Raw genomic sequence first — 26,940 nt, 5'->3', positions numbered from 1 at the left:
ATAACCTGTGGGAGCGGGCGTGCCCGCGAAGAGGCCGGTGCAGGCTAGCCAATCACTTCAAAGCCCCTCGAGCTCGGCCATCAGGTCACTGAGCCGGTCGACCTTGTCGTCATCCAGCGCACTGCCCTGCAACCCCAGCACATACTCGGCCAGCTCCTCCACCGTGCTGCACTCGAACATCGCCCGCAGCGGCACGTTCAGCTGCAGCTGCTTCTGCACCCGCGAGGCGATCTGCGTGGCCAGCAGCGAATGCCCGCCCAGCTCGAAGAAGTTGTCGTGCACCCCCACTCGCTCGGCCTTCAGCACATCGGCCCAGATACAGGCCAACACTTCCTCCAGCTCATTGCGCGGCGCCTGATAGGCCTGGCTGTGCTGACCGCCAATGTCGATGGCTGGCAGCGCCTTGCGGTCGAGCTTGCCGTTGGCGTTGTGCGGCAGGCTGTCGAACCAACCCCAGTGCAGCGGCACCATGTACTCCGGCAACTCGGCACGCAGGCGCTGCTTGATCTGCTCCAGCAATGTGGCATCGGCGGCGACACCCTGGTGTGCCACCAGGTAACCGACCAGGTGCTTGCCATTGACGCCTTCCTGCACGCCCACCGCAGCATCACGAATCTCGGCCTGCTCGTGCAGGCGGGCTTCGATCTCGCCCAGTTCGATGCGGTAGCCGCGAATCTTCACCTGGTGGTCGATGCGCCCGACGTACTCCAACACACCGTCCGGGCGCTGGCGCGCCAGGTCACCGGTGCGGTACAGGCGCTCGCCCGCGGCACCATGGGGGTGTGGGATGAACGCCAGGGCAGTGCGCACCGGATCGCCGACATAGCCACGGCCCACGCCGGTACCCGCCACGCACAGCTCGCCCACCGCGCCCAGCGGCACCAGCGCCTGCTCTTCGCCGAACAGGTACAGGCGGTTGTTGTCGGTCGGCGTGCCGATCGGCAGGTAACTGCCTTGGGTCGATGCGGCATCGACGCGGAAGAACGCCACATCATCGGAGCATTCTGCCGGGCCGTAGGCGTTGACCAGGCCGATCTGCGGGTACCGCTGCAACCACTGCGCGGCCAGCTCAGGTGGCATGGCCTCGCCGGTCGGCAGCATCCAGCGCAGGCCGGCGAGGGCCTGGTGGTCGTTGGCCAGCATGCCCTGGATCAGCGACGGCACGCTTTCCAGCACGGTGATGCCGGTGGCCTGCACATGCGCCAGCAGGCCCTGCGGGTCATGGGCGATGGCATTCGGCACGATCTCGACCTTGGCGCCGAACAGCGGCGCGGCAAGGAACTGCCACACCGAAATGTCGAAGCTCTGCGAAGCAGTCTGGGCAATGACGTCCTGATTGCTCAACGCCAGATACGGCACCTTGCTCAACTGGTTGTTGAGCATGCCGCGCTGCTCGACCATCACCCCTTTTGGCAAGCCAGTCGAGCCTGAGGTGTAGATCACATAGGCAAGGTTGTCCGGGCCACTGTGGATGCCCGGGTTGTGGCTGGCAACCTGGCTGGCCTGGGTGTCTTCCCACACCAGCAGCTGTGGCCGTTCTGCAACGTCCAGCTCACCCAGCAACTGCCGGCCCTGCTCGGCACAGGCCGCGCTGCACACCAGCACCGGGGTACGGCTGAGCTGGATGATGCTTTGCAGGCGGGCGGCCGGCAGCCCCGGGTCCAGCGGCAGATAGCCGGCGCCCGCCTTGAAGCTGCCAACGATCATGCCCAGCAGCGGCAACCCGCGCTCGGCCAGCAGCGCCACCGGCTGGTCCACCTTTACGCCGGCCGAGATCAAGGCGTGGCCCAGGCGGTTGGCCGCCAGGTTCAGCCCGGCGTAGTCATAGGAGGCCTCCAGGCAGCGGGCCACAGTACGTTCAGGGTGCGCAGCCACCTGCGCTTCGAACTGCGCGATGTAGCTCTGCTCCAGCGGATAAGCCCGCTCGGTGCGGTTGCAGTCTTCCAGCAGGAAGCGCTGTTCGTCTGCCCCCATCAGAGGCAGCGCGCTCACCTCCCCATCAAAGCCCTGCACCAGCGCCAGCAGCAGGCGCTTGAACTCGGCCAGCAGGCGCTCGACGGTCGGGTAATCAAAGTAACGCTGGTCAAACGACAGGTGCAGGCCCAGGTCATCACCCGGGTAGCACACCGCCGTCAACGGGAAGTTGGTGTGGGTACGGCCCGAGTCGGAGCTGGCGTTCAGGTGCTGGGCGTGGTCGAGCACGGCGGTTTCCACCGGCGCGTTCTCGAACACGAACAGGCTGTCGAACAGCGGCTGGCCCTTGGGCAGCTCGCTGCACTCCTGGATCGCCACCAGCGGCAGGTACTCGTACTCGCGCAGCTCCATGTTGCTTTGCAGCAGGCCCTGCAACCACTGGCGCACACTGCAACGCTCACCCGATACCGGCAACTGCACACGCAGGGCAACGCTGTTGATGAACAGGCCAACGGTGCGCTGCATCTGCGGCATGCTCACCGGGCGCCCGGCCACGGTCACGCCAAAGGCCACATCGCGGTCGCCACTGTAGCGCGCCAGCACCAGCGCCCAGGCCGCCTGGGCGAAGGTGTTGACGGTAAGCTGGTGAGCCTGGGCCAGTTCGCGCAGGCGCACGCCATCACTTACCTCCAGGCGGGTGTAGCAATCGCCGACGATCATGCCGCTACCGGCGTGGTCATGGCGCAGCGGGCGGTCGCTGGGGATGGCCGTGGCGCGCTCGAAGCCGGCCAGGTTGGCCTGCCACCAGGCGCGTGCGTCGTCCAGGCCCTGGCGCTGCAACCAGCCGATGTAATCGCGGTAACGCGGCGGCACCGGCAACTGGGCCTGACGGCCTTCGCCGAGGGCCTGGTAGACCTCGAAGAAATCGTTCATCAGCAGCGAGCGGCACCAGGCATCGATCAGGATGTGGTGGTTGCTCATCATGAACCAGTAGCGCTCGTCGGCCACGCGTACCAGGCGCAGGTGGAACGGTGCTTCACTGAGCAGGGCAAACCCGGCCTCGCGCTCCTGCTTGTGCAGGGCTTGCAGGCGCTGCTCCTGGGCGTCGTCAGCAAGGCCGCGCCAGTCCTGGTAGTCCACCGCGAGGTTGCCCGGTTTGTGGATGATCTGCAGCATCGCCTCGCCGCTGTTCCAGCTGAACGAGGCGCGCAACGCTTCGTGGCGCGCCACTACCGCCTGCCAGGCCTGGGCGAAACGTTCAGGGTCCAAGGCGCTGTTGATGCGGTAGCGGTCCTGCATGTAGTAGAGGCCGGTGCCCGGCTCCAGCAGGGTGTGCAGCAACATGCCTTCCTGCATTGGCGTCAGCGGGAAAACGTCCTCGATCTGCACAGCCGGTACCGGCAATGCGTCGATCTGCTCCTGGGTCAGGTGCGCCAGCGGGAAGTCCGACGGGGTGAAGCTGCCGTTGCCATCGGCCAGGCAATGCGCGACCAGCGCCAGCAACTCCTGGCGATAGGCCTCGGCCAGGCGGGCGATGGTCTGCGGGTCATAGCGCTCGGCGCTGAAGGTCCAGCGCAGTTGCAAGGCGCCGCCGTACACCTGGCCATCGACGCTCAGCCAGTTTGGCAGCGGTGCGTCGAGGTCATGCGCCAGACCGGCCGGTGCCTCCAGTGGCTGGAACAGCGCCGCACTGTCAAATTGCTGGTCGAACTGGCCCAGGTAGTTGAAGGTGATACGCGCCTGCGGCAAGGCCGCCATCTGCTCGCGCCCGGCCGTGTCGCCCAGGTAGCGCAGTACGCCGTAGCCCAGGCCCTTGTGCGGCACCTGTCGCAGTTGTTCCTTGATGCGTTTGATGGAACCGGCCCGCGCCGCGTCGTCCTCGCCCGGTAGCGGGCGCAGGCTCAGCGGATAGGCGTTGGTGAACCAGCCGACGCTGCGGGTCAGGTCCATGTCTTCGAACAGCCCGTCACGGCCGTGGCCTTCAAGCTGCACCAGCACTTCCTCATCGCCGCTCCAGCGGCTCAAGGCACGTGCCAGTGCGGTCAGCAGCAGGTCGTTGACCTGGGTGTGGTAGGCGGCCGGGGCCTGTTGCAGCAGTTGCCGGGTCTGCTCCACGTCAAGGCCGATGGCCAGTGTCTGGGCGTGGCGGTGCAGGTTGCCACCCTGGGGGTGATCGCACGGCAGTTCGCGGCGCACGCCGCCCAGCTGGCCTTGCCACCAGCCCAGTTCGTCGCGCAGCGAATCGCTGCCGGCGTAGCTGGCCAGGCGCGCGGACCAGTCGCCCATGCTGTGGGTCTTGGCCGGTAGCGGTTGGCCACGGTAAAGCGCCTGCAGGTCTTCCAGCAGCACCCGCCAGGACACGCCATCGACCACCAGGTGATGGATCGCCAGCAACAAACGCTGGCTGCCCTGCCCGTCACGCACCAGCAAGGCGCGCAGCAGCGGACCTTGCTGCAGGTCGAGGCTGCGCTGCAGGTCGGTATACAGCGCCTGACAATCGGCAAAATCGGCCACGGTGGCGGTCCACAGCAATTGCCTCGCGTCAGGCTGGGCGTATTCGGCCTGCCAGCGGCCACGGGCCTCGTCGAAGCGCAGGCGCAGGCTGTCGTGGTGCTGCACCAGTGCAGCCAACGCCTGGCCAAGCGCGGCCTCATCCAATGGTTGGCGAGCTTCCAGCAGCACCGCCTGGTTCCAGTGCTGCGGCTGTGGCACTTCACTGTCGAAGAACCAGTGCTGGATCGGCGTCAGGCCGGTCTGGCCTTGGCGCAAGCCCTGCTCGATGCTGCTCGCGGCTTCGCTGTACCGAACCACGGCCGCCAGGGTCTGGATGGTCTGGTGCTGGAACAGGTCGCGCGGGGTGAATTGCAAGCCGGCCTGACGGGCCCGGCTGACCACCTGGATCGACAGGATCGAGTCGCCGCCCAGTTCGAAGAAGTTATCCTGCACCCCTACCCGGGCAACGTTGAGCACGTCGCGCCAGATCTGCGCCAGTTGCGCTTCCACCTCGTTGCCGGGGGGCTGGTACTGTTGACGCGCCTGCTCCAGGTCTGGCAGTGGCAGCGCACGGCGGTCGAGCTTGCCGTTACCCATCAGCGGCAAGCTGTCGAGCAACACCAGATGCGCCGGCACCATGTAATCCGGCAGGTGCTGGCGGGCATCGGCCTTCACTGCTTCACGCAGCTGGCTTTGCGCCTCGCTGCCAGCCGTGGCCTGCTTGCACAACAGGTAACCCACCAGCTGCTTGCCGCCCGGTAGATCCAAGGCCAGCACCACGGCCTCGTCGACATCGGCATGCGCCTGCAAGCGGCTCTCGATCTCGCCCAGTTCGATGCGGAAACCGCGAATTTTCACCTGCTGGTCGGCACGGCCGACGTACTCGACCAGGCCGTCAGTGCCCAGGCGCACCAGGTCGCCCGTGCGATACAAGCGGCCCCCTTCGGCGCTGAACGGGTCAGCGACGAATCGCTCGGCGCTCAGGCCCGGCCGGTCGTGATACCCCTGAGCCAGCCCGGCGCCGCCGACATACAGCTCACCAATGCCACCTTGCGGCAACACGGCCAGGTCTTCGTCGAGGATGTAGGCGGAGCGGCTACCGATGACATGGCCAATCGGCACACTGCCAAGGTCTGCAGGCAACACCTCTGGCGCCAGGCAGGCCAGCGGCATGACCACGGTTTCGGTCGGGCCGTAGGCGTTGAAGAACTGCTGCGGCGCAAAGGCCTGGCGAATACGCTGCAGGTGCTCGCCGGTCAGCGCTTCGCCACCGGTGATCACCAGGCGCACCGGCAGTTGCTCGCCCTGCCCGCCCAGGTATTGCGCCAGCTGGCTACCGTAGCTGGGGGTAAAGCCCAGGATGCTCACCTGCTGCTCGCGCACCAGCTGGCAGATGTCCTCGGCGCCCCACTGCCCCTGGGCGCGCATCACCACACGGGCACCGCACAGCAACGGCACCCACAGGCGCTCGCTGGCAGCGTCGAAGTTGATCGAATAGAAATGCAGCTCGCAATCATCGCTGCGCATGCCGAACGCGGCGATGACCGCCTGGCAATGCATGGCGAACTCACCATGGCTGACCACCACGCCCTTGGGCTTGCCGGTGGAGCCGGAGGTGTAGATCAGGTAAGCCTGATGCTGCGGCAGGTTGAGGTTGTCCAGCGGCGCATCGCTGTAGGCCGACAGGCTGGCGGCATCGTCCTCCAGGCTCCAGCGGGCCACGCCCTCGGGCAGCTCGCCCAGGGTTTGCAACAGCTCACGCTGGCTGAGCAGCAGGCCGATGCGGCTGTCTTCGATCATGTAGCGCAAGCGGTCGAGTGGGTACTCGGGGTCAAGCGGCACGTAGGCGCCGCCGGCCTTGAGGATGGCCAGCAGGCCGACGACCATTTCCAGCGAACGCTCCAGTGCCAGGCCCACGCGCACCTGCGGGCCGACGCCACGCTCACGCAGGGCACGGGCCAGGCGGTTGGCCTGCTGGTCGAGCTCGGCATAGCTCATGTGCTGGCCGGCGAAGGTCAGCGCGCCAGCCTGTGGCGTGCGGGCCGCCTGGGCGGCGAACAGGCCGTGCAGGGTCTGGTCGAGGTCGAAGTCCTGCTCGCCCTGCAACTGGCCCGCCAGCACCTGCTGTTCGGCGCTGCTCAGCATCGGCAGCTCGCACAGGCGCTGCTGCGGGTTGTCTAGCAGGCTGACCAGCAGCTGCTGCCAGTGCTCGGCCATGCGCGCTATGCGGGGTTCGTCAAACAGGTCGCGGCTGTAGGTCAGGCAGCAACCCAGGCGGCCGTCGAGGTCGGTGACCTCCAGGTACAGGTCGAACTTGGTGGCACTGGCGTCATTGAGCAGGTAATCCACCTGCATGCCGGCCAGTGTGCGGCTTTGCTGGAAAGCCCAGCGCTGCACGTTGCACATCACCTGGAACAGCGGGTTGTAAGCGCTACTGCGCGGCGGTAGCAACGCTTCCACCAACTGGTCGAACGGCAGGTCCTGGTGCGACTGGCCTTCGATGGCGGCCTGGCGCATCTGCTCCAGCAGTGCGTTGGCGGTCATCTGGCCATCCAGCTCGCAGCGCAGCACCTGGGTATTGAGAAATGCGCCAATCAGGCCTTCGCTTTCCGGGCGGATGCGGTTGGCCACCGGCGCGCCAATGCGCAGGTCACGCTGGCCGCTGTAGCGGTGCAGCAAGGCGGCCAGGGTGGCGGTCATGGTCATGAACAAGGTCAGGCCGCGCTGGCTGTTGAAGGCATGCACGCGGGCGACCAGCGCCGGGTCGAGTTCAAAGCGGAACAGCTCCCCGCGGTGGCTCTGTACTGCCGGGCGCGGGCGGTCGGCAGGCAACGCCAGCACCGGGTGCTCGTCACCCAGGCGGTCCTTCCAGTAGGCCAGTTGACGAGCGCCCTCGCCGCTTTCCAGCCATTGCCGTTGCCATACGCTGTAGTCCAGGTATTGCACCGGCAGCGGCGCCAGCGGCGACTCGCGGTCATCGACAAAGGCTTCGTACAGTTCGCCTAGCTCGCGGGCGAAAATGTCCATGGCCCAGCCTTCGGTGACGATGTGGTGCAGGGTGAGCACGAAGAAATGCTCGCGCTCGTCAGCCTTGACCAGGCAGGCGCGCAGCAGCGGGCCGCGCTCCAGGTCGAACGGCTGGTGCGCCTGGTCGTCGGCAAGTTGTTGCAGGTGTTGCTGGCGGGCATCGAGGGGCAAGGCACTGAAGTCCTGCCAGTCGAGGTGCAGGCCACTGTCTTCGGCCACGCACTGGTACGGCACCCCGTCGACGCTGGGGAAGGTGGTGCGCAAGGTTTCATGGCGCACGATCAACGCCTGCAACGCACGCTCGAAAGCGTCCACATGCAGGGTGCCGCGCAGGCGTGCCATGCCGCCGACGTTGTACGCCGGGCTGTCCGGCTCCATTTGCCAGAGGAACCACATGCGCTGCTGCGAATACGACAGCGGCACCGCCTGACGCCGGTCGACGCGGGCGATTGCGCCTTGCAGGTTGCGCTCGCCGGCCGCGCGGATACGTGCAATCTCGGCACAGAAGGCGCCCAGTTCGCTGGCTTCGAACAGCGCCTTGAGCGGCAGCTCGACATCGCAGGCCTGGCGGCTGCGCGAGACGATCTGAGTGGCCAGCAGCGAGTGCCCGCCCAGGGCGAAGAAGTCGTCCTGCAGGCCGACGCGCGGCAGGTTCAGCACCTCACGCCAGATGGCGGCGACCTGTTGCTGCAACTCGGTGTGGGGCTCGACATGTTCGCGTTGCTGCCACACCGGTGCCGGCAGTGCCTTGCGGTCGACCTTGCCGCTGGGGCCCAGCGGCAGCTGTGCCAACGGGATAAGCTGGGCCGGCACCATGTACGCGGGCAGTTGCTCAGCCAGCACGGCCAAGACTTCGGCTGGCTGTGCACTGCCACTGTAGTAACCCACCAGCTGCGCGCCAACGGCGTCCTTGTGAATCAGCACCAGCGCCTGTTCCACGCCCGGCTGTGCCAACAGGCAGGCCTGCACTTCTTCTGGCTCGACGCGGAAACCCCGCACCTTTACCTGCTGGTCGAGGCGACCGAGGTATTCCAGGGCCTCAAGCTGCACCTGCCAGCGGGCGCGGTCGCCGCTGCGGTACAGGCGCTCGCCATGGCCGTCGGCCTGGGGCACGAAGCGCTCGGCAGTGAGGCCCGGGCGGCCCAAATAGCCACGGGCCAGGCCCGCGCCACCGAGGTACAACTCGCCCGGTACCCCGGGGGCGGCCAGTTCAAGCTCATCGTCCAGCACACGGCACAGCACATTGCCCAGCGGGCGGCCGATGGGCGAGCGCTCGCCGTCCTCCGCCTGGCAGTGCCAATGGGTGACGTTGATGGCGGTTTCGGTCGGGCCATAGCGGTTGTGCAACTGCACCTGCGGCAACACTTGCAGCACGCGGCCACGCAGCGCCGCAGGCAATGCTTCGCCACCGGAGAACACCCGGCGCAGGCTGCTGCAGGCGCCCGCCTGCGGCTCCTGGGCAAACACCTGCAACAGCGGCGGCACGAAGTGCAGCGTGGTCACGCCATGGGCCTGTACCAGCGCGGCGATGCGCTGCGGGTCGCGGTGTTCGCCGGGGCCGGCGAGTACAAGCTTGCAGCCGGTTACCAGCGGCCAGAAGCATTCCCACACTGACACATCGAAGCTGATCGGCGCCTTTTGCATCAGCACATCGCTGTCATTCAGCGCGTAGGTGGCCTGCATCCACTGCAGGCGCTCGGCCAGCGCCGCATGGGTATTGCCCACGCCCTTGGGCTGGCCAGTGGAGCCGGAGGTGTAGATCACGTAGGCCAGGTTGTCGCCGTGCAGGTGCAGGCCGGGAGCCTGGCTGGGCCAGCTGTCCAGGTGCAACTGGTCAATGGCGATGGCGCTGACTCCGTCGACCTGCGGGAGCTTGCCCAGCAGGCTGCTGTGGCTCAGCATCAGGCCGGCGTTGCAGTCGGCGAGCATGTAGGCCAGGCGTTCGGCCGGGTAGTCGACGTCCAGCGGCACGTAGGCGCCGCCGGCCTTGAGGATGGCCAGCAGGCCAACCAGCAACTGTGGCGAACGCTCGATGGCAATGGCTACGCAGGTGTCGGGGCCGACGCCTTTGTCGCGCAGGTAATGGGCCAGGCGGTTGGCCTGCTGGTGCAGTTCGGCGTAGTCGAGGCTGCCGCCGTCCCAGGCCAGTGCAGTGCGTTGAGGGGTCCGGCGGGCCTGTTCGTTGAGCTGTTCTACCAACAGGCTTGGCGGCGCGGCAGCCGGTGCGCGGCCCCAGCCCAACAGTTGCGCGCGGCCAGGCTCGTCGAGCAATTGCACTTCGCCCAGCGGCCGCTGCGGCGCGCCGCACACCTGTTCCAGCAGGGCCAGCAGGTGATGGGCCAGACGTTTGACGGTGCTGGCTTCGAACAGCTCTGCGGCATAGTCGAAGGCCAGGCTCAGGCGGCCCTGATGGTCTTCTTCGCTGTGCAGCTGAAGGTCAACCTTGGCTTCGCGGCTGTGCCACGGCAGCTCCTCCGCTAACAGCCCCGGCAGGCGGCGCAGGGCCGACAGGTCGCGTTGCTGGTGGTTGAACATGACCTGGAACAGGCCTTGCTCACGGGCTTCCGGCAGGGCTTCGACCAGTTGTTCAAACGGCAGGTCCTGGTTGGCCTGCGCCTCAAGGGTGGCCTGGCGCACCTGGGCCAGCAACTGCGCGAATGGCAAGCGGCCATCGAGCTGCGCGCACAGTACCTGGGTATTGATGAAGAAGCCGACCATGCCTTGGGCTTCCAGGCGCGGGCGGTTGGCATTGGGCACACCGACATGGATGTCGGCCTGGCCGCTGTAGCGGTGCAACAGCGCCTGCCAGCCGGCCAGCAGGACCATGAACAGGCTGGCCTGCTGTTCACGTGCCAGGCCCTTGAGGGCTTCGGCAAGCTTGGCAGGCACTTTGAGGTTGAACCGCGCAGCACCGTACCCGCGCTGGCTGGCGCGGGGGTGGTCGGTGCACAGGTCAAGCACCGGCAGTTCATCGCCCAACTGTGCCTTCCAGTACTGCAGCTGGCGCTCGGCTTCACCGGCGGCCAGCCATTGGCGCTGCCAGGTGCCGTAGTCAGCGTAACCCAGGGTAAGCGGCGCCAGGCTGGCCCCCAGGCCCTGGCAGCGGGCCGCGTAAAGCTTGGCGAATTCATCCAGCAGGATGTTCAGCGACCAACCGTCAGCGACGATGTGGTGCAGGGTCACCCACAGCTGATGGTGTTCGTCGTCCAGGCGTGCCAAGGTCACCCGCAGCAACGGGCCCTGGGTCAGGTCGAACGGCTGACGGGCTTCGGCTTCACGCGCGGCGCTGACCTGCTCGGGGGTTTGGCCTTCGAGGCCCAGGCGGCGCAGGCTGAACGGCTGGTGCGGCAAGATGCGTTGCAGGGCCAGGCCGTTTTCTTCGCAGAATACGGTGCGCAGGGATTCGTGACGCACCACCAGCATCTGGAAGGCGGCTTCCAGGGCGCTTTCATCCAGCTCGCCGCGCAGTTGCAGGCCGGCCGGGATGTTGTAGGCGGCCGATTGTGGCTGCAACTGCCACGTCAGCCACAAGCGGTTTTGCGCCAGCGACTGGGGCAAGGCCTGGGCGCGTTCCAGCGTTGCGATGGTGGCGGTGCCGGCCGCGCCTTCAGCGATGATCGAGGCCACGGCGTTACTGTAATCAGCCAGCACTGGCACTTCGAACAGGGTGCGCAGGCTCAGGTTGATGCCCAGCTCATCGGCCAGGCGTGCGGTGGCCTGGGTGGCGGCGATGGAGTTGCCGCCCAGCAGCAGGAAGTGGTCGTCTGCTGCAACCGCCTCCAGCTTGAGGATGTCGCGCCACACGGCGGCGATGCGTGTTTGCAGTTCATCGCCACCAGCCGCGCTTGCAGCGGCTTCGCTCACATCAGGGAAGCGGGCGTAGCAGTCCAGGCTGCCATCGTCCATGCGCAGGCGGCAGGCCGAGCGCTGCAGCTTGCCACTGGAGGTCTTGGGCAGCGCGCCCGGGTTCAGCAACAGGACCACAGCCGGGGCCTGGCGGCAGGCGTCGGCGATCACTTGGCGCAGGGTTTTGATCAGGTCCTGGGGCTTGATTGCCTTTTGCACGTTGCGGCTGATCTCCACCGCCACGCCGATGCCCTCCTCGCCCTGCTGCTCGACGGCAAACACTGCCACCCGGCCCTTGCGCAGCACCTCGACCTCGCGTTCGAGGGTTTTTTCCAGGTCCTGCGGGTACAGGTTCTGGCCGCGCACGATCAGCATGTCTTTCAGGCGCCCGGTGACAAACACCTCACCGTCGCGCATGAAGCCCAGGTCACCGGTGCGCAGCCAGGTCTGGCCGTCCATCTCGACGAAGGTGCGGGCACTGGCCTCGGGGTTGCGCCAGTAACCCAGGGCGATGCTCGGGCCACCGGCCCAGATTTCGCCGACCTGGTTGTCGCCCAGCACCTGCAGGTGCTGCGGCTCGACGATACGTACCGCGTGACCGGGCTGCGGGTAGCCGCAGCTCATCAGCACGCTGCCTTTGCCCGGCTCGGCACGGTTGGCGGCGAAGGCTTCGGCGTCCAGTTCCAGCGCGGCGATGCCCTGGCCACGGCGGCTGCCGCTGACGAACAGGGTGGCTTCGGCCAGGCCGTAGCTGGCGAAGTAGCTCTGCGGGTCGAAGCCGCAGGCCCGGAACTTGTCGGCGAACGTCGCCAGGCTGTCCTGGCGGATCGGCTCGGAGCCGGAATAAGCCACGCGCCAGCGGCTCAGGTCGAGCCCGGCCAACGAGGCCTCGCTGACCCGCTCGCTGCACAGGCGGTAGGCAAAGTCGGGGCCACCGCTGATGGTACCGCCATACTCGCTGATGGCCTGCAACCAGCGCTGCGGCCGGGCCAGGAAGTAACCCGGCGACATCAGCACGCACGGCACGCCGCTGAAGATGGGCTGCAGCAGGCCGCCAATCAGGCCCATGTCGTGGTACAGCGGCAACCAGCTGACGATCACGTCGTCGGGGTTGAGGTCGATGCCGAAGCCCTGGCGGATCAACTGCTCGTTGGCCACCAGGTTGCCATGGCTGACCTGCACGCCCTTGGGGAGCGCAGTGGAGCCAGAGGTGTACTGCAGGAAGGCGATGTCATCACCTTGCAGCGCGGGCTCGCGCCAGTCCGCGGCCAGCGCCGGGTCCAGGCCGTCCACTGCCAGCAGTTCAGGGCCGTTGTCCGCCGCCAGCGCTTCCAGGCCTTGCAGGCTGCCGTGCAACGCCGCGACCGTCAGCAGCAGGCGCGGCTCGGCATCGTCGATGATCGACAGCAAACGTTCCTGGTGATGCTGACGCGCAGACTCCGGCGGGTAAGCCGGCACCGCGATCACCCCGGCATACAGGCAACCGAAGAACGCCGCCACGTAGTCCGGACCACTGGGGAACAACAGCACCGCACGGTCGCCGAAGCCGGCACGGGCCTGCAAGGCGGCGGCGATGGTGCGTGCGCGCTGGTCGAGGTCCCGGTAACTGAGCACGGCCTGCTCGCCGGGGGCGTCGGCCAGAAAGCGCAAGGCGATCTTGTCCGGGGTCTGCGCGGCGCGTTGCGCCAGTGCCTGGACCAGCGAGAGCGGGAGTTCGAAGGCGTCCGTCATGGGGTGTTCCTGCCAGTGTCTGTTGGGGCGTGCCGGCTACTCCGCGAACGTGGGCGGACAGCGAGTGGCGACCGAGGATGTACACAGGAGAACGGATGGGCGGGGGCAGAAATTAGCGGGGATTACGCGGTGCCAGAAGGGGCCAAGGGTGAACCGTTTCACACTGCGGGCTTAGAACTGAAAGATACAGATACTAATTACGTTTCGTATTTGACAATCATTATCATTCTGAATAGCTTGTCGCACGTCGTAGGAAGCTTCCCAGCCTTGGGGGCCTCCTTTCCCCTCTGTGACAAGGTGATTTCCATGGCGGAACAACTATCCACAAGTAAGTGCGATTCACCATTACTGCAGGCCTTCGTCGACAATCGCAGCATCCTGGTCAAGATCGCCGCCCGCATCACCGGTTGCCGCTCGCGCGCCGAAGATGTGGTGCAGGATGCCTTTTTCCGGCTCAACGCTGCCCCGCAGATCACCTCGTCGTTCAAGGCGCAGCTCAGCTACCTGTTCCAGATTGTGCGCAACCTGGCGATTGACCACTACCGTAAGCAGGCGATGGAGCTGAAGTACTCCGGCAGCGAGGAGGAAGGCCTGAACGTGGTCCTCCAGAACGCCTCGCCCGAAGCGACCCACATCAACCTCGCAGCGCTGGACGACATTGCCGAGGCGCTGAACGAACTGCCGCAGCGTACCCGCTATGCGTTCGAGATGTACCGCCTGCATGGCGTACCGCAGAAGGACATTGCCAAGGAGCTGGGGGTGTCGCCGACACTGGTCAACTTCATGATCCGCGATGCGCTGGTGCATTGCCGCAAGACCGCCAATCGGCAGGCCTGATCACACAGGGTTTGCTTCTTCGCGGGCATGCCCGCGAAGAAGCAAACTCGGTATCAAGCCAGCTTGCAGCGATCGAAGAACCGTTCCCGCCCCAGAATCATCAGCGCCGCACGCTTGTGCGGGAAGTCGAATTCCTTGTCGCAATGGAAGCACTGGTCGTGCATGTAGCCGATCATCTTGCCGTTGTCGGCACGTGGCTCAGCCACCACCCGCTGGGTACGCGGGTCATCCAGAAACAGGTAGTGCACCAGCGCCGATAGCCAGCTGGCCACCTTGGGCGGCCCGCGATGGTTCTCCTCCCCTACCAGCATGTGGATGCCGCGGTCGTAGTCATCGGCCGCGTAGAACGGCGCAATGCGATCTTCCTTCGCCCAGTACGCCTCGAAGTAGGCAAACGGCTCATCATCAAAGCAGCCGATCAGTGTCAGGGTATGCGGGTCGGCCTCCAGCTTGCCCAGGTACTCGCGGTGCTGCGCCAGCGTGCCGCCCTCCTGCCAGAACGCATCCACCCGCGGGTTGTTCTGCCAGCGGTTGAAACGCTCCAGGTCGTGCTCGATCTCCAGCGTGCGCAGCGACACCCAGCTACCCAGGCGCGCATCGAAGCGCCGGTACACCTCACCGCGGGGCTTGGGCGCGCGGCGCGGGTGACGCTTGCCGTTGCTGATTTGCATCTGCTGCGGGTACACCGAGGCCAGCGCATCACCCAGCCATGGCTGTGGCAGTTGCCAGAACAGCGCCCGCTCGCACAGGTACTGGCCAGCTTGCTCAGCCACCAGCAGCAAGCCACTGGCCAGTGCCTGGGGCTGTACCTCGGGCAAGTGCCAGACCAGGCGCTGGCAGCCCGTATCGCGGGACAGCAGCCAGTAGCAGGCAGCCCACAAGGCTTGATAGGGGCGCTCATCGCAGGCGCGCTCGAGGTGGACGTGCAAGGTAGCGCCCGCCTCCAGGCGCACCTGGATCAGTGGGCGGCCTTCGAGGGTGAGGCTTAGCCAGCTGTCACCCTCCTCGGCACTGAGGCTGCGCCAGCGTGGCGGTGACTGGGGCTGCGAAGCGGCATCAAACGGCATGGGCTGGACTCACGAAAATGAAGAAAAGGCTCACTGTTGAGAACGTTGCCGCAGTGCGTGAATTTAGTCCTGGGGGACCGAGACGGTAATTCGGTAGGGCTCGAAGATCCGTGCCAGTTCACCGCTGTCACGCAGGTCACGCAGCAGGCCGGCAAATGACTGCTCGCCGATAGGGGCACCCGGGCGCAGCAAGGCGTAGTGGTGATAGACCTGGTCGATGCGCTGCGAAGGCACCAGCTGCGCCCTGCTGGCCGGGTTGCGCGCCAGGAAATCACTGAGGTAGGAGCGCGTGACCAGGGCGATATCGGCGCGGCCGGCCTGCACCATCAGCAGGTTGCTGTCGTGGGAGTAGGTCAGGGTCGCGTTGTAGGCTTCGCGCAGGTAGTCGGGGTCGGAGTTGAAGCGGGCGAACGCGTAGTGGTAGCCGTTGAACAATGCCAGGCGTTTGTCACTCAGGTCGTCGAAGTAATGCGGGTCGCTGCCATTGGCCTGGCGGGCAACGAACACTTCGGCATCCTCCAGGCCCATGTCGACGGTCTGGTGGGCAATCTGCTCCCAGCCCCATTGTGGGTTCTCGAAAATCGCCATGTCGGTGCGGCCTTGCTGGAAGTCACCAAAACGCCGCTGGATGGAAGTGGGCACCAGGACGAAGTGATAACCCTGCTGCAAGCGGTTGAGCGCGTCGACCAGTTGCGGCAACAGGCCGGTGTCGGCCCCCTGTTCAGGGCGCACCGTGTAGGGCGGGAAATGCGCCGCGCCAATCTTCACCTCGACGGCGTCGGCAGCCCATGCCGGCACCGCCAGCCAATACACGGCCAGCAACATCAGGGTGGACAAGGCCTTGGGGCCGGGTGCTGGAGTCAAGACGGACGCTCATCACGGTTCATGCCTGGGTCCGCTTAAGCTAGGCGTTTTCCGGAAGCGGCACAACTGCTGGTGCGCGCTCTTTGTGACAAAGCAGGCGGCAATATGCCAGGGGGTGCCGTATGCGCGGAGTTTGGCTACGCTCTAGCAGGATCTGCAAGGGAGCCTGGTATGGGCCATTGGTTGGTGATCGACCTGGAAGCCACCACCGACGAGGGTGGGTGGCCGGTAACAGAAATGGAAGTCATTGAAATCGGCGCCAGCTTGGTTACCCGCGAAGGCCGCGAGGTCGACCACTTTCAGTGTTTCGTGCGGCCACGGCGGCGGCCACAGCTGACCCCTTTTTGCCGCGAACTGACGCACATAAGCCAGGCCGATGTGGACAGCGCTGCGCCGTTTCGCGATGTGTGGGCAAGCTTCGAGCGCTGGCTCGGGCCCCACCGTGAGCAGCTTCAGGCCTGGGTCAGCTGGGGCGACTACGACCGCCAGCAACTGCACCAGGAATGGCAGCTTCACGGGCTCGACAGCCTGCTACGGACCTTGCCGCACATCAACCTCAAGCAACGCTTTGCCAAGGCCCGCCACCTGCAGCGCCCCACAGGCCTGAACGGTGCACTGCACCTGGCCGGCATGCACTTTTGCGGGCAGCAGCACCGGGCCCTTGAAGATGCGCGCAACACGGCGCGGCTTTTACCGTTGACCCTACCCGCCAGCAGCCCCTGAAAGCAGATGACGAGGCCTGTGGGCTTGGGCATACTGGCCAGCCCTTTTTCATCCCCCTTTTCAGGAGTCGCCCATGTTCCAGGTCAACGAGTACTTCAACGGCACCGTCAAGTCGATCGCATTCGCGGGCGAAGAAGGCCCGGCTACTGTCGGCGTCATGGCCCCGGGCGAATACGAGTTCGGCACTGCCAAGCGCGAGATCATGCACGTGGTATCGGGCGCGCTGACCGTGAAGCTGCCAGGCAGCGACAACTGGGAAACCTTCAATGCGGGCGACAAGTTCAATGTTGCCGCCAACAGCAAGTTCCAGCTGCAGGTGAAGGTGGATACCGCTTACCTGTGCGAGTACCGCGACTAAGCATCAGCCTGTGCCGGCCTCTTCGCGGGCATGCCCGCTCCCACAGGGTTCTGCGCCGATCTTTGAAAGGATGCGGCCCTTGTGGGAGCGGGCAAGCCCGCGAAGAATCCAGCACTAATCCTTCAGGAAATCAGCAACGCGTTCCGCCGCCGACTGCATATGCTGCTCATGGCTGAACCCCGAGGCCTTCAACGGCTTCAGGTCATGGTCCCCCGCCACTAGCCAGCTCACTTCGATTGCCGGCGACAACGCATACCCCGCCACCGCCTCGCGGTTACCCAGCGCATCCCGTTCGCCCTGCACGATCAATGTCGGGGTTTTCAGCCCGGCCAGGTGCTCCACACGTGGCTTCTCGGGTTTACCCACCGCATAGAACGGATAGCCCAGGCACACCAGCGCATCCGCGTCCAGTTCGTCGGCCAACAGGCTCGCCATGCGCCCGCCCATGGACTTGCCACCCACGGCCAGCTTGCCCGCGACCAAAGGTCGCACCTGCCGGTACACCTCGCGCCAGCATTCCAGCAGCACTTTCTGCGGGTTCGGCGGCCGTTTGCCGCCGGTAACCCTGCGCTCGGCCATGTACGGGAACTCGAAGCGCACTACCGCCACCCCAAGCGCCGCAAGCCTTTGCGCCATTTCGTCCATGAACCCGCTGTCCATCGGCGCACCTGCGCCGTGGGCCAGGATCAGGCAGCCCTTGTAGCCGTCCTTGCCCTGCGCTTGTGGTGGATCGCAGCGCAAGCCTGGGACATTTCCGACCTTCGCCCATTGATCCCCGTCAATACCGGCACTTTGCCCATTAATCATGCTTGCCTCGCTGTAAAGCCTGCCAAATAACCGTGGATGGGAACCCATACATGAACACAACCAGCAGTACCGCCTATAACTACAAGGTGGTCCGCCAATTCGCCATCATGACGGTGGTGTGGGGAATCGTCGGGATGGGGCTCGGCGTCTTCATCGCCGCCCAGCTCGCCTGGCCTTCCCTCAACTTCGACCTCCCCTGGACCAGCTTTGGCCGCCTGCGCCCCCTGCATACCAATGCGGTGATCTTCGCTTTCGGCGGCTGCGCGCTGTTCGCCACCTCCTATTATTCGGTGCAACGCACCTGCCAGACCACCCTGTTTGCACCGCGCCTGGCCGCGTTCACCTTCTGGGGCTGGCAACTGGTGATCCTGCTGGCGGCCATCAGCCTGCCACTGGGCTACACCAGCTCCAAGGAATACGCCGAACTGGAATGGCCGATCGATATCCTGATCACCATCGTCTGGGTGGGCTACGCCATCGTGTTCTTCGGCACGCTGATGAAGCGCAACACCAAGCACATCTACGTGGGTAACTGGTTCTTCGGTGCCTTCATCCTCACCGTGGCGCTGCTGCATATCGTCAACAACCTGGAACTGCCGGTCAGCCTGACCAAGTCGTACTCGGTGTACGCTGGCGCCACCGATGCCATGGTGCAGTGGTGGTACGGCCACAACGCAGTAGGCTTCTTCCTGACTGCGGGCTTCCTGGGGATGATGTACTACTACGTGCCCAAGCAGGCCGAACGCCCGGTGTATTCCTATCGCCTGTCGATCGTGCACTTCTGGGCGCTGATCACCCTGTACATCTGGGCCGGCCCGCACCACCTGCACTACACCGCCCTGCCCGACTGGGCGCAGTCGCTGGGCATGGTGATGTCGCTGATCCTGCTGGCACCGAGCTGGGGCGGCATGATTAACGGCATGATGACCCTGTCGGGCGCCTGGCACAAATTGCGCAGCGACCCGATCCTGCGCTTCCTGGTGGTATCGCTGGCGTTCTACGGCATGTCCACCTTCGAAGGGCCGATGATGGCCATCAAGACGGTCAACGCCCTGTCCCACTACACCGACTGGACCATCGGCCACGTGCATGCCGGCGCCCTCGGCTGGGTGGCAATGATCTCGATCGGTGCGCTGTACCACACCATCCCGAAAGTGTTCGGCAAGGAACGCATGTACAGCCTTGGCCTGATCAACGCGCACTTCTGGCTGGCCACCATCGGCACCGTGCTTTACATCGCCTCGATGTGGGTCAACGGCATCGCCCAGGGCCTGATGTGGCGCGCAGTCAACAGCGACGGCACGCTCACCTATTCGTTCGTGGAAACCCTGGTGGCCAGCCACCCAGGCTTTGTCGTGCGCTTCGTCGGCGGCGCGATCTTCCTCAGCGGCATGTTCCTGATGGCCTGGAACACCTGGCGCACCGTGCGTTCGCCAGCGCTTGACGTCGCCCCTGCGAACGCCCAGTTGGCTTGAGGAGAAACGCCTGATGAAACATGAAGTCATCGAGAAAAACGTCGGCCTGATGGCCCTGCTGATGGTGTTCGCCGTCAGTATCGGCGGCCTGACCCAGATCGTCCCGCTGTTCTTCCAGGACGTCACCAACAAGCCGGTGGAAGGCATGAAACCCTACACCGCGCTGCAACTGGAAGGCCGCGATATCTACATCCGCGAAGGTTGCGTGGGCTGCCACTCGCAGATGATCCGCCCGTTCCGCGCCGAAACCGAGCGCTACGGCCACTACTCGGTGGCCGGCGAGAGCGTGTGGGACCACCCGTTCCTGTGGGGCTCCAAGCGCACCGGGCCGGACCTGGCCCGTGTTGGCGGCCGTTACTCGGACGACTGGCACCGCGCGCACCTGTACAACCCGCGCAACGTGGTGCCGGAGTCGAAGATGCCGTCGTACCCGTGGCTGGTCGCCCAGCAGGTCGACAACAGCCACACCGACGTCAAGATGCGCACCTTGCGCACCCTGGGCGTGCCGTATTCCGACGACGACATTGCCGGCGCCCGCGACGCGGTCAAGGGCAAGACCGAGATGGATGCACTGGTCGCCTACCTGCAGGTGCTCGGCACCGCGATCAAGAACAAGAGGTGAGTGCGATGGAAATGGACATCGGCATGATCCGCGGCCTGGGCACCCTGGTGGTAATGATCGCCTTTATCGGCCTCTCCCTGTGGGTATTCAACCGCCGCCGCGACCGTGATTTCGCCGAAGCGCGCCTGCTGCCCTTCGTCGACGACCACCTGCCCACTAGCGGGCAGGAACCTGCTGCCACGACTGCTGCAAGGAGTAACGGGCAATGACCACCTTCTGGAGTACGTACATCAGCGTACTGACCATCGGTAGCCTGATCGGCCTGACCTGGCTGCTGCTCGCCACCCGCAAGGGCGAGAGCAAGAACACCACCGACCAGACCATGGGCCACAGCTTCGACGGCATCGAGGAGTACGACAACCCGCTGCCCAAGTGGTGGTTCTGGCTGTTCGTCGGCACCTTGGTGTTCTCGGTCGGCTACCTCATCCTCTACCCGGGCCTGGGCAACTGGAAAGGCATCCTGCCGGGCTATGAAAATGGCTGGACCGGCGTCAACGAATGGCAAAAGGAAATGGACAAGGCTGACGCCAGGTTCGGCCCGATCTTCGCCAAATACGCCGCCATGCCCGTAGAAGAAGTGGCCAAGGACCCGCAGGCGCTGAAAATGGGCGGCCGCCTGTTTGCCTCCAACTGCTCGGTGTGCCACGGCTCGGACGCCAAGGGTGCCTTCGGCTTCCCCAACCTCACCGACAAGGATTGGCGCTGGGGCGGCGAAGCAGAAACCATCAAGGCTTCGATCATGAATGGCCGTCATGGCGTGATGCCAGCGTGGGCCGAGGTGATCGGTGATCAGGGCGTGGCCGATGTGGCCGCATTCGTGCTGACCAACCTTGACGGCCGCAGCCTGCCTGAAGGGAACAAGGCCGACGTGGTCAAGGGCAAGGAGATCTTCGCTGCCAACTGCGTGGCTTGCCACGGGCCTGAAGGCAAGGGTACCCCTGCCATGGGCGCACCCGACCTGACCCACCCGCAGGCGTTCATCTACGGATCGAGCTTTGCCCAGCTGCAGCAGACCATTCGTTATGGTCGCCAAGGGCAGATGCCGGCGCAGGCCGATATCCAGGGCAACGACAAGGTGCACCTGCTGGCGGCTTATGTGTATAGCCTGTCGCAAGATAGCGCTGCTGAAACGGTGACCTCCAAGTAGTACCCCGGGGCCGCTTTGCGGCCCATTCGCAGCACAAGGCTGCTCCTACAGGGATCGCGTAACAACTGTAGGAGCAGCCTTGTGCTGCGAATGGGCTGCAAAGCAGCCCCTCTCCCCGCTCTACCCCCTCCTTGCACCCCCTCCGAACACAACTAAGCTTGTTGCCTCAGTGGGCTTCGCTCCGAAAGGACTGAAGCAGACGCGGCGCATAGCCTGTCGCCGCCCCAAAAAAAGCTTGACCGATCGATCAGAAAAAGGTGAAAAACGGTACACATTACAAATATTTATTTGTGTACAATCGTCCAGACCCGATCACTGCGGGACATCAGTGAACGGGCCCGGACACGGGTCGGCGTACCAAAGTTGCGTTGCAGTAGCCTTGCTGGTTATCAATACTGGCGCCGATTTTTCGACCAACAAGAACATTAAAACCGTGGAACCTTAGAATGAGCACAGCAATCAGTCCGACTGCTTATAACTATAAGGTCGTCCGCCAGTTCGCCATCATGACGGTGGTCTGGGGGATCCTTGGCATGGGCCTCGGCGTCTTCATCGCCTCGCAGCTGGTATGGCCGCAACTGAACCTGGACCTGCCCTGGACCAGCTTCGGCCGCCTGCGCCCGCTGCACACCAACCTGGTGATCTTCGCCTTCGGGGGCTGTGCGCTGTTCGGCACCAGCTACTACGTGGTGCAGCGCACCTGCCAGACCCGGCTGATCTCCGACAGCATGGCCGCCTTCACCTTCTGGGGTTGGCAGGCGGTGATCCTCGGCGCGCTGATCACCCTGCCGATGGGCTACACCACCACCAAGGAATACGCCGAGCTCGAATGGCCGCTGGCGATCCTGCTGGCCATCGTCTGGGTCACCTACGGGCTGGTGTTCTTCGGCACCATCGTCAAGCGCAAGACCAAGCACATCTATGTCGGCAACTGGTTCTACGGCGCCTTCATCGTGGTCACCGCGATGCTGCACATCGTCAACCACATCTCGCTGCCGGTCAGCCTGTTCAAGTCGTACTCGGCCTACGCCGGTGCCACCGACGCGATGATCCAGTGGTGGTACGGCCACAACGCCGTGGGCTTCTTCCTCACCACCGGCTTCTTGGGGATGATGTACTACTTCGTGCCCAAGCAGGCCGAGCGGCCGATCTACTCGTATCGCCTGTCCATCGTGCACTTCTGGGCGCTGATCACCCTGTACATCTGGGCAGGCCCGCACCACCTGCACTACACCGCACTGCCCGACTGGGCGCAGTCGCTGGGCATGGTGATGTCGATCATCCTGCTGGCACCCAGCTGGGGCGGCATGATCAACGGCATGATGACCCTGTCCGGTGCCTGGCACAAACTGCGCACCGACCCGATCCTGCGCTTTTTGGTCGTTTCGCTGGCGTTCTACGGCATGTCCACCTTCGAAGGCCCGATGATGGCCATCAAGACCGTGAACTCCCTGTCGCACTACACCGACTGGACCATCGGCCACGTCCACGCCGGCGCGCTCGGCTGGGTGGCAATGATCTCGATCGGCGCCGTGTACCACATGATCCCGAAACTCTACGGCCGCGAGCAGATGCACAGCATCGGCCTGATCAACGCGCACTTCTGGCTGGCCACCATCGGCACCGTGCTGTACATCGCCTCGATGTGGGTCAACGGCATTACCCAAGGCCTGATGTGGCGCGCCATCAACGATGACGGCACCCTCACCTACTCCTTCGTCGAAGCCCTGCAGGCCAGCCACCCTGGCTATATCGTCCGCGCCCTGGGCGGTGCGTTCTTCGCCAGCGGCATGCTGCTGATGGCCTACAACGTGTTCCGTACCGTACGTGCCGCCAACCCGGCACAGGCTGAGGAAGCCGCCAAGATCGTCGTTGTGGGAGCGCACTGATGAAGCATGAAGCCGTCGAGAAGAACATAGGCCTGCTGGCCTTCTTCATGGTCATCGCCGTCAGCGTCGGTGGCCTGACCCAGATCGTCCCGCTGTTTTTCCAGGACGTCACCAACAAGCCGGTCGAAGGCATGAAGCCGCGCACCGCGTTGGAGGTGGAAGGCCGTGATATCTACATCCGCGAGGGCTGCGTAGGCTGCCATTCGCAGATGATCCGCCCGTTCCGCGCCGAAACCGAGCGCTACGGCCACTACTCGGTGGCCGGTGAGAGCGTGTGGGACCACCCGTTCCTGTGGGGCTCCAAGCGTACCGGGCCGGACCTGGCCCGCGTTGGCGGCCGCTACTCCGATGACTGGCACCGTGCGCACTTGTACAACCCGCGCAACGTGGTGCCGGAATCGAAGATGCCGTCCTACCCGTGGCTGGTCGAGAACAAGCTCGATGGCAAGGACACCGCGAAGAAGCTGGAGGTGCTGCGCACACTCGGTACCCCGTACACCGATGCCGACATTGCCGGCGCGCGTGACGCGGTCAAGGGCAAGACCGAAATGGACGCCATCGTCGCGTACCTGCAGGGTCTTGGCACCATCATCAAGAGCAAACGGTGACGCTGATGGATATCGGGATGATTCGCGGCCTGGGCACCGTCGTGGTGATGGTGGCCTTCGTGGGCCTGGCGCTGTGGGTGTTCAACCCACGGCGTAAAAAGGACTTCGACGAAGCGACCCAACTGCCCTTCGCGGATGACCCCGAGGCCACCCGGCACGTCGAGCAAGCAAAAGCTTCTGGGAGCAAAAAACAATGACAACCTTCTGGAGTCTGTACGTTACCGTCCTGACCCTGGGCACCATCTTCTCGTTGACCTGGCTGCTGCTGTCGACCCGCAAGGGCCAGCGTGAAGAGGTCACCGACGAAACCGTCGGGCATGCCTTCGATGGCATCGAGGAATACGACAACCCGCTGCCAAAATGGTGGTTCTGGCTGTTCGTCGGCACCATCATCTTCGCCCTCGGCTACCTGGTGCTGTACCCGGGCCTGGGCAACTGGAAAGGCATCCTGCCGGGCTACTCGTACCTGGATAACGACAAGCAGACCGAGTTTTCCAACGGCCAGCCGGGCTGGACCGGCGTGCACGAGTGGGAAAAGGAAATGGCCAAGGCCGACGCCCGCTTCGGGCCGATCTTCGCCAAGTTCGCCGCCATGCCCATCGAAGAGGTGGCCAAGGACCCGCAGGCACTGAAAATGGGCGCGCGGCTGTTCGCTTCCAACTGCTCGGTATGCCACGGTTCCGACGCCAAGGGCGCCTTCGGCTTCCCCAACCTGACCGACAACGACTGGCGCTGGGGCGGCGAGCCGGAAACCATCAAGACCACCATCATGGGCGGCCGCCACGGCGTGATGCCAGCCTGGGCCGAAGTGATCGGTGATCAGGGCGTGGCCGACGTGGCGGCATTCGTGGTCAGCAAGCTCGATGGCCGCACCCTGCCTGAGGGCGCGAAGGCCGACGCCGAGAACGGCCAGAAGATCTTCGCCGCCAACTGCGTGGCCTGCCACGGGCCAGAAGGCAAAGGTACCCCAGCCATGGGTGCACCGAACCTGACCCACCCACAGGCGTTCATCTACGGTTCGAGCTTTGCCCAGCTGCAGCAGACCATTCGCTATGGTCGCCAAGGCCAGATGCCCGCCCAGGAACAGTTGCAGGGTAATGACAAAGTGCACCTGCTGGCGGCTTATGTTTACAGCCTGTCGCAACGGGACCAGGCGCAGGCCAAGGCCGAGTAAGCAGGCCTGGCCTCTTCGCGGGCTTGCCCGCTCCCCCAGTTGCTCACCATCTTGAGGTCGGTGCAGCTCATGTGGGAGCGGGCAAGCCCGCGAGAGGCCGCTACAGCCAGTGCATTTCTGGCAGGCTGATGACCTGGATCAATTGACACCCGCCATAACACGATTCATACCACGAACCCAACGCGACTAAAGGTCGCAGTGCGGCCCCATACTGCCATCAGCGGCGTATCATGGACCGCAGAGCGCTAGCAGATTGCGCGAGACTGCGGCCGGCACGCACTGGCCGCGGCGTTTCTCCACTGCCGTGGGACTTGATGATGAGCAAGCAAATTCCGGTACATGATGTGACCCCGCCTGCCAGCAAAGGGAAGGATTCCGTCGACCTCTACGCCTCCCGGGAAAAAATCTACACCCGCGCCTTCACCGGCCTGTTCCGTCGCCTGCGCATGGTCGGCGGTGCGGTGCTGTTTTTGCTGTACTTCGGCACCGTGTGGCTGAACTGGGGCGGCCACCAGGCCGTATGGTGGAACCTGCCCGAGCGCAAGTTCTACATCTTCGGCGCCACCATCTGGCCGCAGGACTTCATCCTGCTGTCGGGCATCCTGATCGTCGCCGCCTTCGGCCTGTTCTTCGTCACCGTGTACGCAGGCCGCGTATGGTGCGGCTACACCTGCCCGCAAAGCGTGTGGACGTGGATTTTCATGTGGTGCGAAAAGGTCACGGAAGGCGACCGCAACCAGCGCATGAAGCTCGACAAAGCCCCCATGAGCAGCAACAAGTTCCTGCGCAAGTTTGCCAAGCACAGCCTGTGGCTGCTGATCGGCTTTGTCACCGGCATGACCTTTGTCGGCTATTTCTCGCCCATCCGCGAGCTGGTCATCGAATTCTTCACCGGTCAGGCCGATGGCTGGGCCTACTTCTGGGTCGGCTTCTTCACCCTCGCCACCTACGGCAACGCCGGCTGGCTGCGCGAGCAGGTGTGCGTGTACATGTGCCCCTATGCACGCTTCCAGAGCGTGATGTTCGACAAGGACACGCTGATCGTGTCCTACGACCCGCGTCGTGGCGAAACCCGCGGGCCACGTAAAAAAGACACCGACTACAAGGCCCAAGGCCTGGGCGACTGCATCGACTGCACAATGTGCGTTCAAGTCTGCCCCACCGGCATCGACATCCGTGACGGCCTGCAGATCGAGTGCATCGGTTGCGCCGCTTGCATCGATGCCTGCGACAGCATCATGGACAAGATGAACTACCCCAAGGGGCTGATCAGCTACACCACCGAACACAACCTGTCCGGGCAAAAAACCCACATGCTGCGCCCACGCCTGATCGGCTATGCCGCAGTGCTGCTGGTGATGATCATTGGCCTTGCGACTGCCTTCGCCACCCGCTCGCTGGTTGGCTTCGACGTCAGCAAGGACCGCGTGCTGTACCGCGAGAACGCCCAGGGCCGGATCGAAAACGTGTACAGCCTGAAAGTGATGAACAAGGACCAGCGCGACCACGTCTACGTACTGGACGCTGCCGGCCTGCCGGACCTCAAGCTTGAAGGCCAGCGCGAGATCCGCGTGGCTGCCGGTGATATCGTCAGCCTGCCGGTGCAGCTGTCGGTCGCGCCCGAGAAACTGCCATCGACCACCAACGAAATCACCTTCACCCTCAAAAGCGCCGACGACAGCGACGCCCAGGTTGAAGCCAAGAGCCGCTTCATCGGCCCACAGATCCGCTGAGAGAGATAACGCACAATGCCTGCCGCTACCGCCGCCAGCCCTTGGTACAAGCACCTCTGGCCCTGGATCATCATCGGCATCCTCACCACCTCGGTGTGCCTGAGCCTGACCATGGTCAGCATTGCCGTGCGCAACCCGGACAACCTGGTGAACGACAACTACTACGAGGCCGGCAAAGGCATCAACCGTTCGCTGGACCGCGAACTGCTGGCGCAGCAACTGAGCCTGAAGGCCACCGTGCACCTGGACGAGTTGACCGGCGAAGTGGACCTGCGCCTGACCGGCAGCAGTGGCCCGCAAAACCTGGAGCTGAACCTGATTTCGCCCACCCAGGCGGAGAAGGACCGCAAGGTACTGCTCACCAGGGTCGACGCGGGGCGCTATGTGGGGCAGCTGGAGGACAAGGTCGACGGGCGCCGCTTTGTCGAGCTGCTGGGCAGTGAAGGTGGCCACGTGTGGCGCTTGTTCGAAGAGGAAAAAGTGGAGCATGGTGTGACCTTGCAGCTGGGTGACGAAGCTATCCAAGGCGCTGAGCACCTGTAGGAGCGGCCTCGTGTCGCGAAAGGGCTGCACAGCAGCCCCGGCAACCTATGCTGCGAAGCTGAAATCCTGGGGCCGCTTCGCG

The 26,940-nt window shown here is 64.6% G+C and carries 17 protein-coding genes; 13 read left to right on the top strand and 4 right to left on the bottom strand.

Annotated elements, in window-relative coordinates:
- Positions 1-57: 57 nt before the first annotated feature.
- Positions 58-13,011, bottom strand: coding sequence for a non-ribosomal peptide synthetase (locus PP4_RS07795; RefSeq protein WP_016498656.1), 12,954 nt, complete (start codon positions 13,009-13,011; stop codon positions 58-60).
- A 306-nt stretch (positions 13,012-13,317) separates the two neighbouring features.
- On the opposite strand from PP4_RS07795, the gene PP4_RS07790 reads away from it, so the two are divergent.
- Complete coding sequence (locus PP4_RS07790; protein WP_016498655.1) at positions 13,318-13,848, top strand: RNA polymerase factor sigma-70; 531 nt, start codon at positions 13,318-13,320, stop codon at positions 13,846-13,848.
- Between the two features lie 53 nt (positions 13,849-13,901).
- Here the strand turns inward: PP4_RS07790 and PP4_RS07785 are convergent, their stop codons facing one another.
- Positions 13,902-14,915, bottom strand: coding sequence for a GNAT family N-acetyltransferase (locus PP4_RS07785; protein ID WP_016498654.1), 1,014 nt, complete (start codon positions 14,913-14,915; stop codon positions 13,902-13,904).
- 63 nt (positions 14,916-14,978) lie between these two features.
- Positions 14,979-15,779 (bottom strand): substrate-binding periplasmic protein, encoded by an 801-nt coding sequence (locus PP4_RS07780; protein ID WP_016498653.1) that lies wholly within the window; start codon positions 15,777-15,779, stop codon positions 14,979-14,981.
- 171 nt (positions 15,780-15,950) lie between these two features.
- Between PP4_RS07780 and PP4_RS07775 the strand changes: the two genes are divergently transcribed.
- Complete coding sequence (locus PP4_RS07775; RefSeq protein WP_016498652.1) at positions 15,951-16,502, top strand: exonuclease domain-containing protein; 552 nt, start codon at positions 15,951-15,953, stop codon at positions 16,500-16,502.
- Between the two features lie 73 nt (positions 16,503-16,575).
- The gene (gene ppnP, locus PP4_RS07770; protein WP_016498651.1) at positions 16,576-16,860 is read left to right on the top strand and encodes a pyrimidine/purine nucleoside phosphorylase; all 285 of its coding nucleotides are present in this window, start codon (positions 16,576-16,578) and stop codon (positions 16,858-16,860) included.
- Positions 16,861-16,974: 114 nt separating this feature from the next.
- Here the strand turns inward: ppnP and PP4_RS07765 are convergent, their stop codons facing one another.
- Positions 16,975-17,667 carry an alpha/beta family hydrolase gene (locus PP4_RS07765; protein WP_041167653.1) on the bottom strand — a complete coding sequence of 231 codons (693 nt, stop codon included), beginning with the start codon at positions 17,665-17,667 and terminating at the stop codon, positions 16,975-16,977.
- A 50-nt stretch (positions 17,668-17,717) separates the two neighbouring features.
- Here PP4_RS07765 and ccoN (PP4_RS07760) point away from each other — a divergent pair, with 50 nt between their 5' ends.
- The 10 genes from ccoN (PP4_RS07760) to PP4_RS07715 all read left to right on the top strand — a co-directional run bounded on the left by ccoN (PP4_RS07760) (position 17,718) and on the right by PP4_RS07715 (position 26,858).
- Entirely contained in the window at positions 17,718-19,142 is a 1,425-nt protein-coding gene (gene ccoN / locus PP4_RS07760) for a cytochrome-c oxidase, cbb3-type subunit I (protein ID WP_016498649.1), read from the top strand.
- Between the two features lie 13 nt (positions 19,143-19,155).
- Complete coding sequence (gene ccoO / locus PP4_RS07755; RefSeq protein ID WP_016498648.1) at positions 19,156-19,764, top strand: cytochrome-c oxidase, cbb3-type subunit II; 609 nt, start codon at positions 19,156-19,158, stop codon at positions 19,762-19,764.
- A gap of 5 nt (positions 19,765-19,769) precedes the next feature.
- Entirely contained in the window at positions 19,770-19,973 is a 204-nt protein-coding gene (locus tag PP4_RS07750) for a cbb3-type cytochrome oxidase subunit 3 (RefSeq protein WP_016498647.1), read from the top strand.
- On the top strand, positions 19,970-20,911 hold the full coding sequence (gene ccoP, locus PP4_RS07745) for a cytochrome-c oxidase, cbb3-type subunit III (RefSeq protein WP_016498646.1): 942 nt from the start codon (positions 19,970-19,972) through the stop codon (positions 20,909-20,911). Before PP4_RS07750 ends, ccoP (PP4_RS07745) begins: the two co-directional genes overlap by 4 nt.
- 446 nt (positions 20,912-21,357) lie before the next feature.
- Positions 21,358-22,800, top strand: a complete 1,443-nt coding sequence (gene ccoN / locus PP4_RS07740) for a cytochrome-c oxidase, cbb3-type subunit I (protein ID WP_016498645.1) — start codon at positions 21,358-21,360, stop codon at positions 22,798-22,800.
- Positions 22,800-23,408: a cytochrome-c oxidase, cbb3-type subunit II gene (gene ccoO, locus PP4_RS07735; protein WP_016488340.1), complete on the top strand. Its 609-nt coding sequence runs from the start codon at positions 22,800-22,802 to the stop codon at positions 23,406-23,408. The genes ccoN (PP4_RS07740) and ccoO (PP4_RS07735) overlap by 1 nt, the downstream gene beginning before the upstream one ends.
- 5 nt (positions 23,409-23,413) lie before the next feature.
- Positions 23,414-23,605, top strand: a complete 192-nt coding sequence (locus tag PP4_RS07730) for a CcoQ/FixQ family Cbb3-type cytochrome c oxidase assembly chaperone (RefSeq protein WP_024718181.1) — start codon at positions 23,414-23,416, stop codon at positions 23,603-23,605.
- On the top strand, positions 23,602-24,582 hold the full coding sequence (gene ccoP, locus PP4_RS07725; RefSeq protein ID WP_016498644.1) for a cytochrome-c oxidase, cbb3-type subunit III: 981 nt from the start codon (positions 23,602-23,604) through the stop codon (positions 24,580-24,582). Before PP4_RS07730 ends, ccoP (PP4_RS07725) begins: the two co-directional genes overlap by 4 nt.
- Before the next feature lie 317 nt (positions 24,583-24,899).
- Complete coding sequence (gene ccoG / locus PP4_RS07720) at positions 24,900-26,315, top strand: cytochrome c oxidase accessory protein CcoG (RefSeq protein ID WP_016498643.1); 1,416 nt, start codon at positions 24,900-24,902, stop codon at positions 26,313-26,315.
- A gap of 15 nt (positions 26,316-26,330) precedes the next feature.
- Entirely contained in the window at positions 26,331-26,858 is a 528-nt protein-coding gene (locus tag PP4_RS07715) for a FixH family protein (protein ID WP_016498642.1), read from the top strand.
- Positions 26,859-26,940: the final 82 nt, after the last annotated feature.

The sequence above is a fragment of the Pseudomonas putida NBRC 14164 genome (genome assembly GCF_000412675.1).
Classification (GTDB): Bacteria; Pseudomonadota; Gammaproteobacteria; order Pseudomonadales; family Pseudomonadaceae; genus Aquipseudomonas; species Aquipseudomonas putida.
The sequence above is the reverse complement of the archived record's forward strand: the minus strand, read 5'-3'. Positions and strand labels throughout refer to the sequence as shown.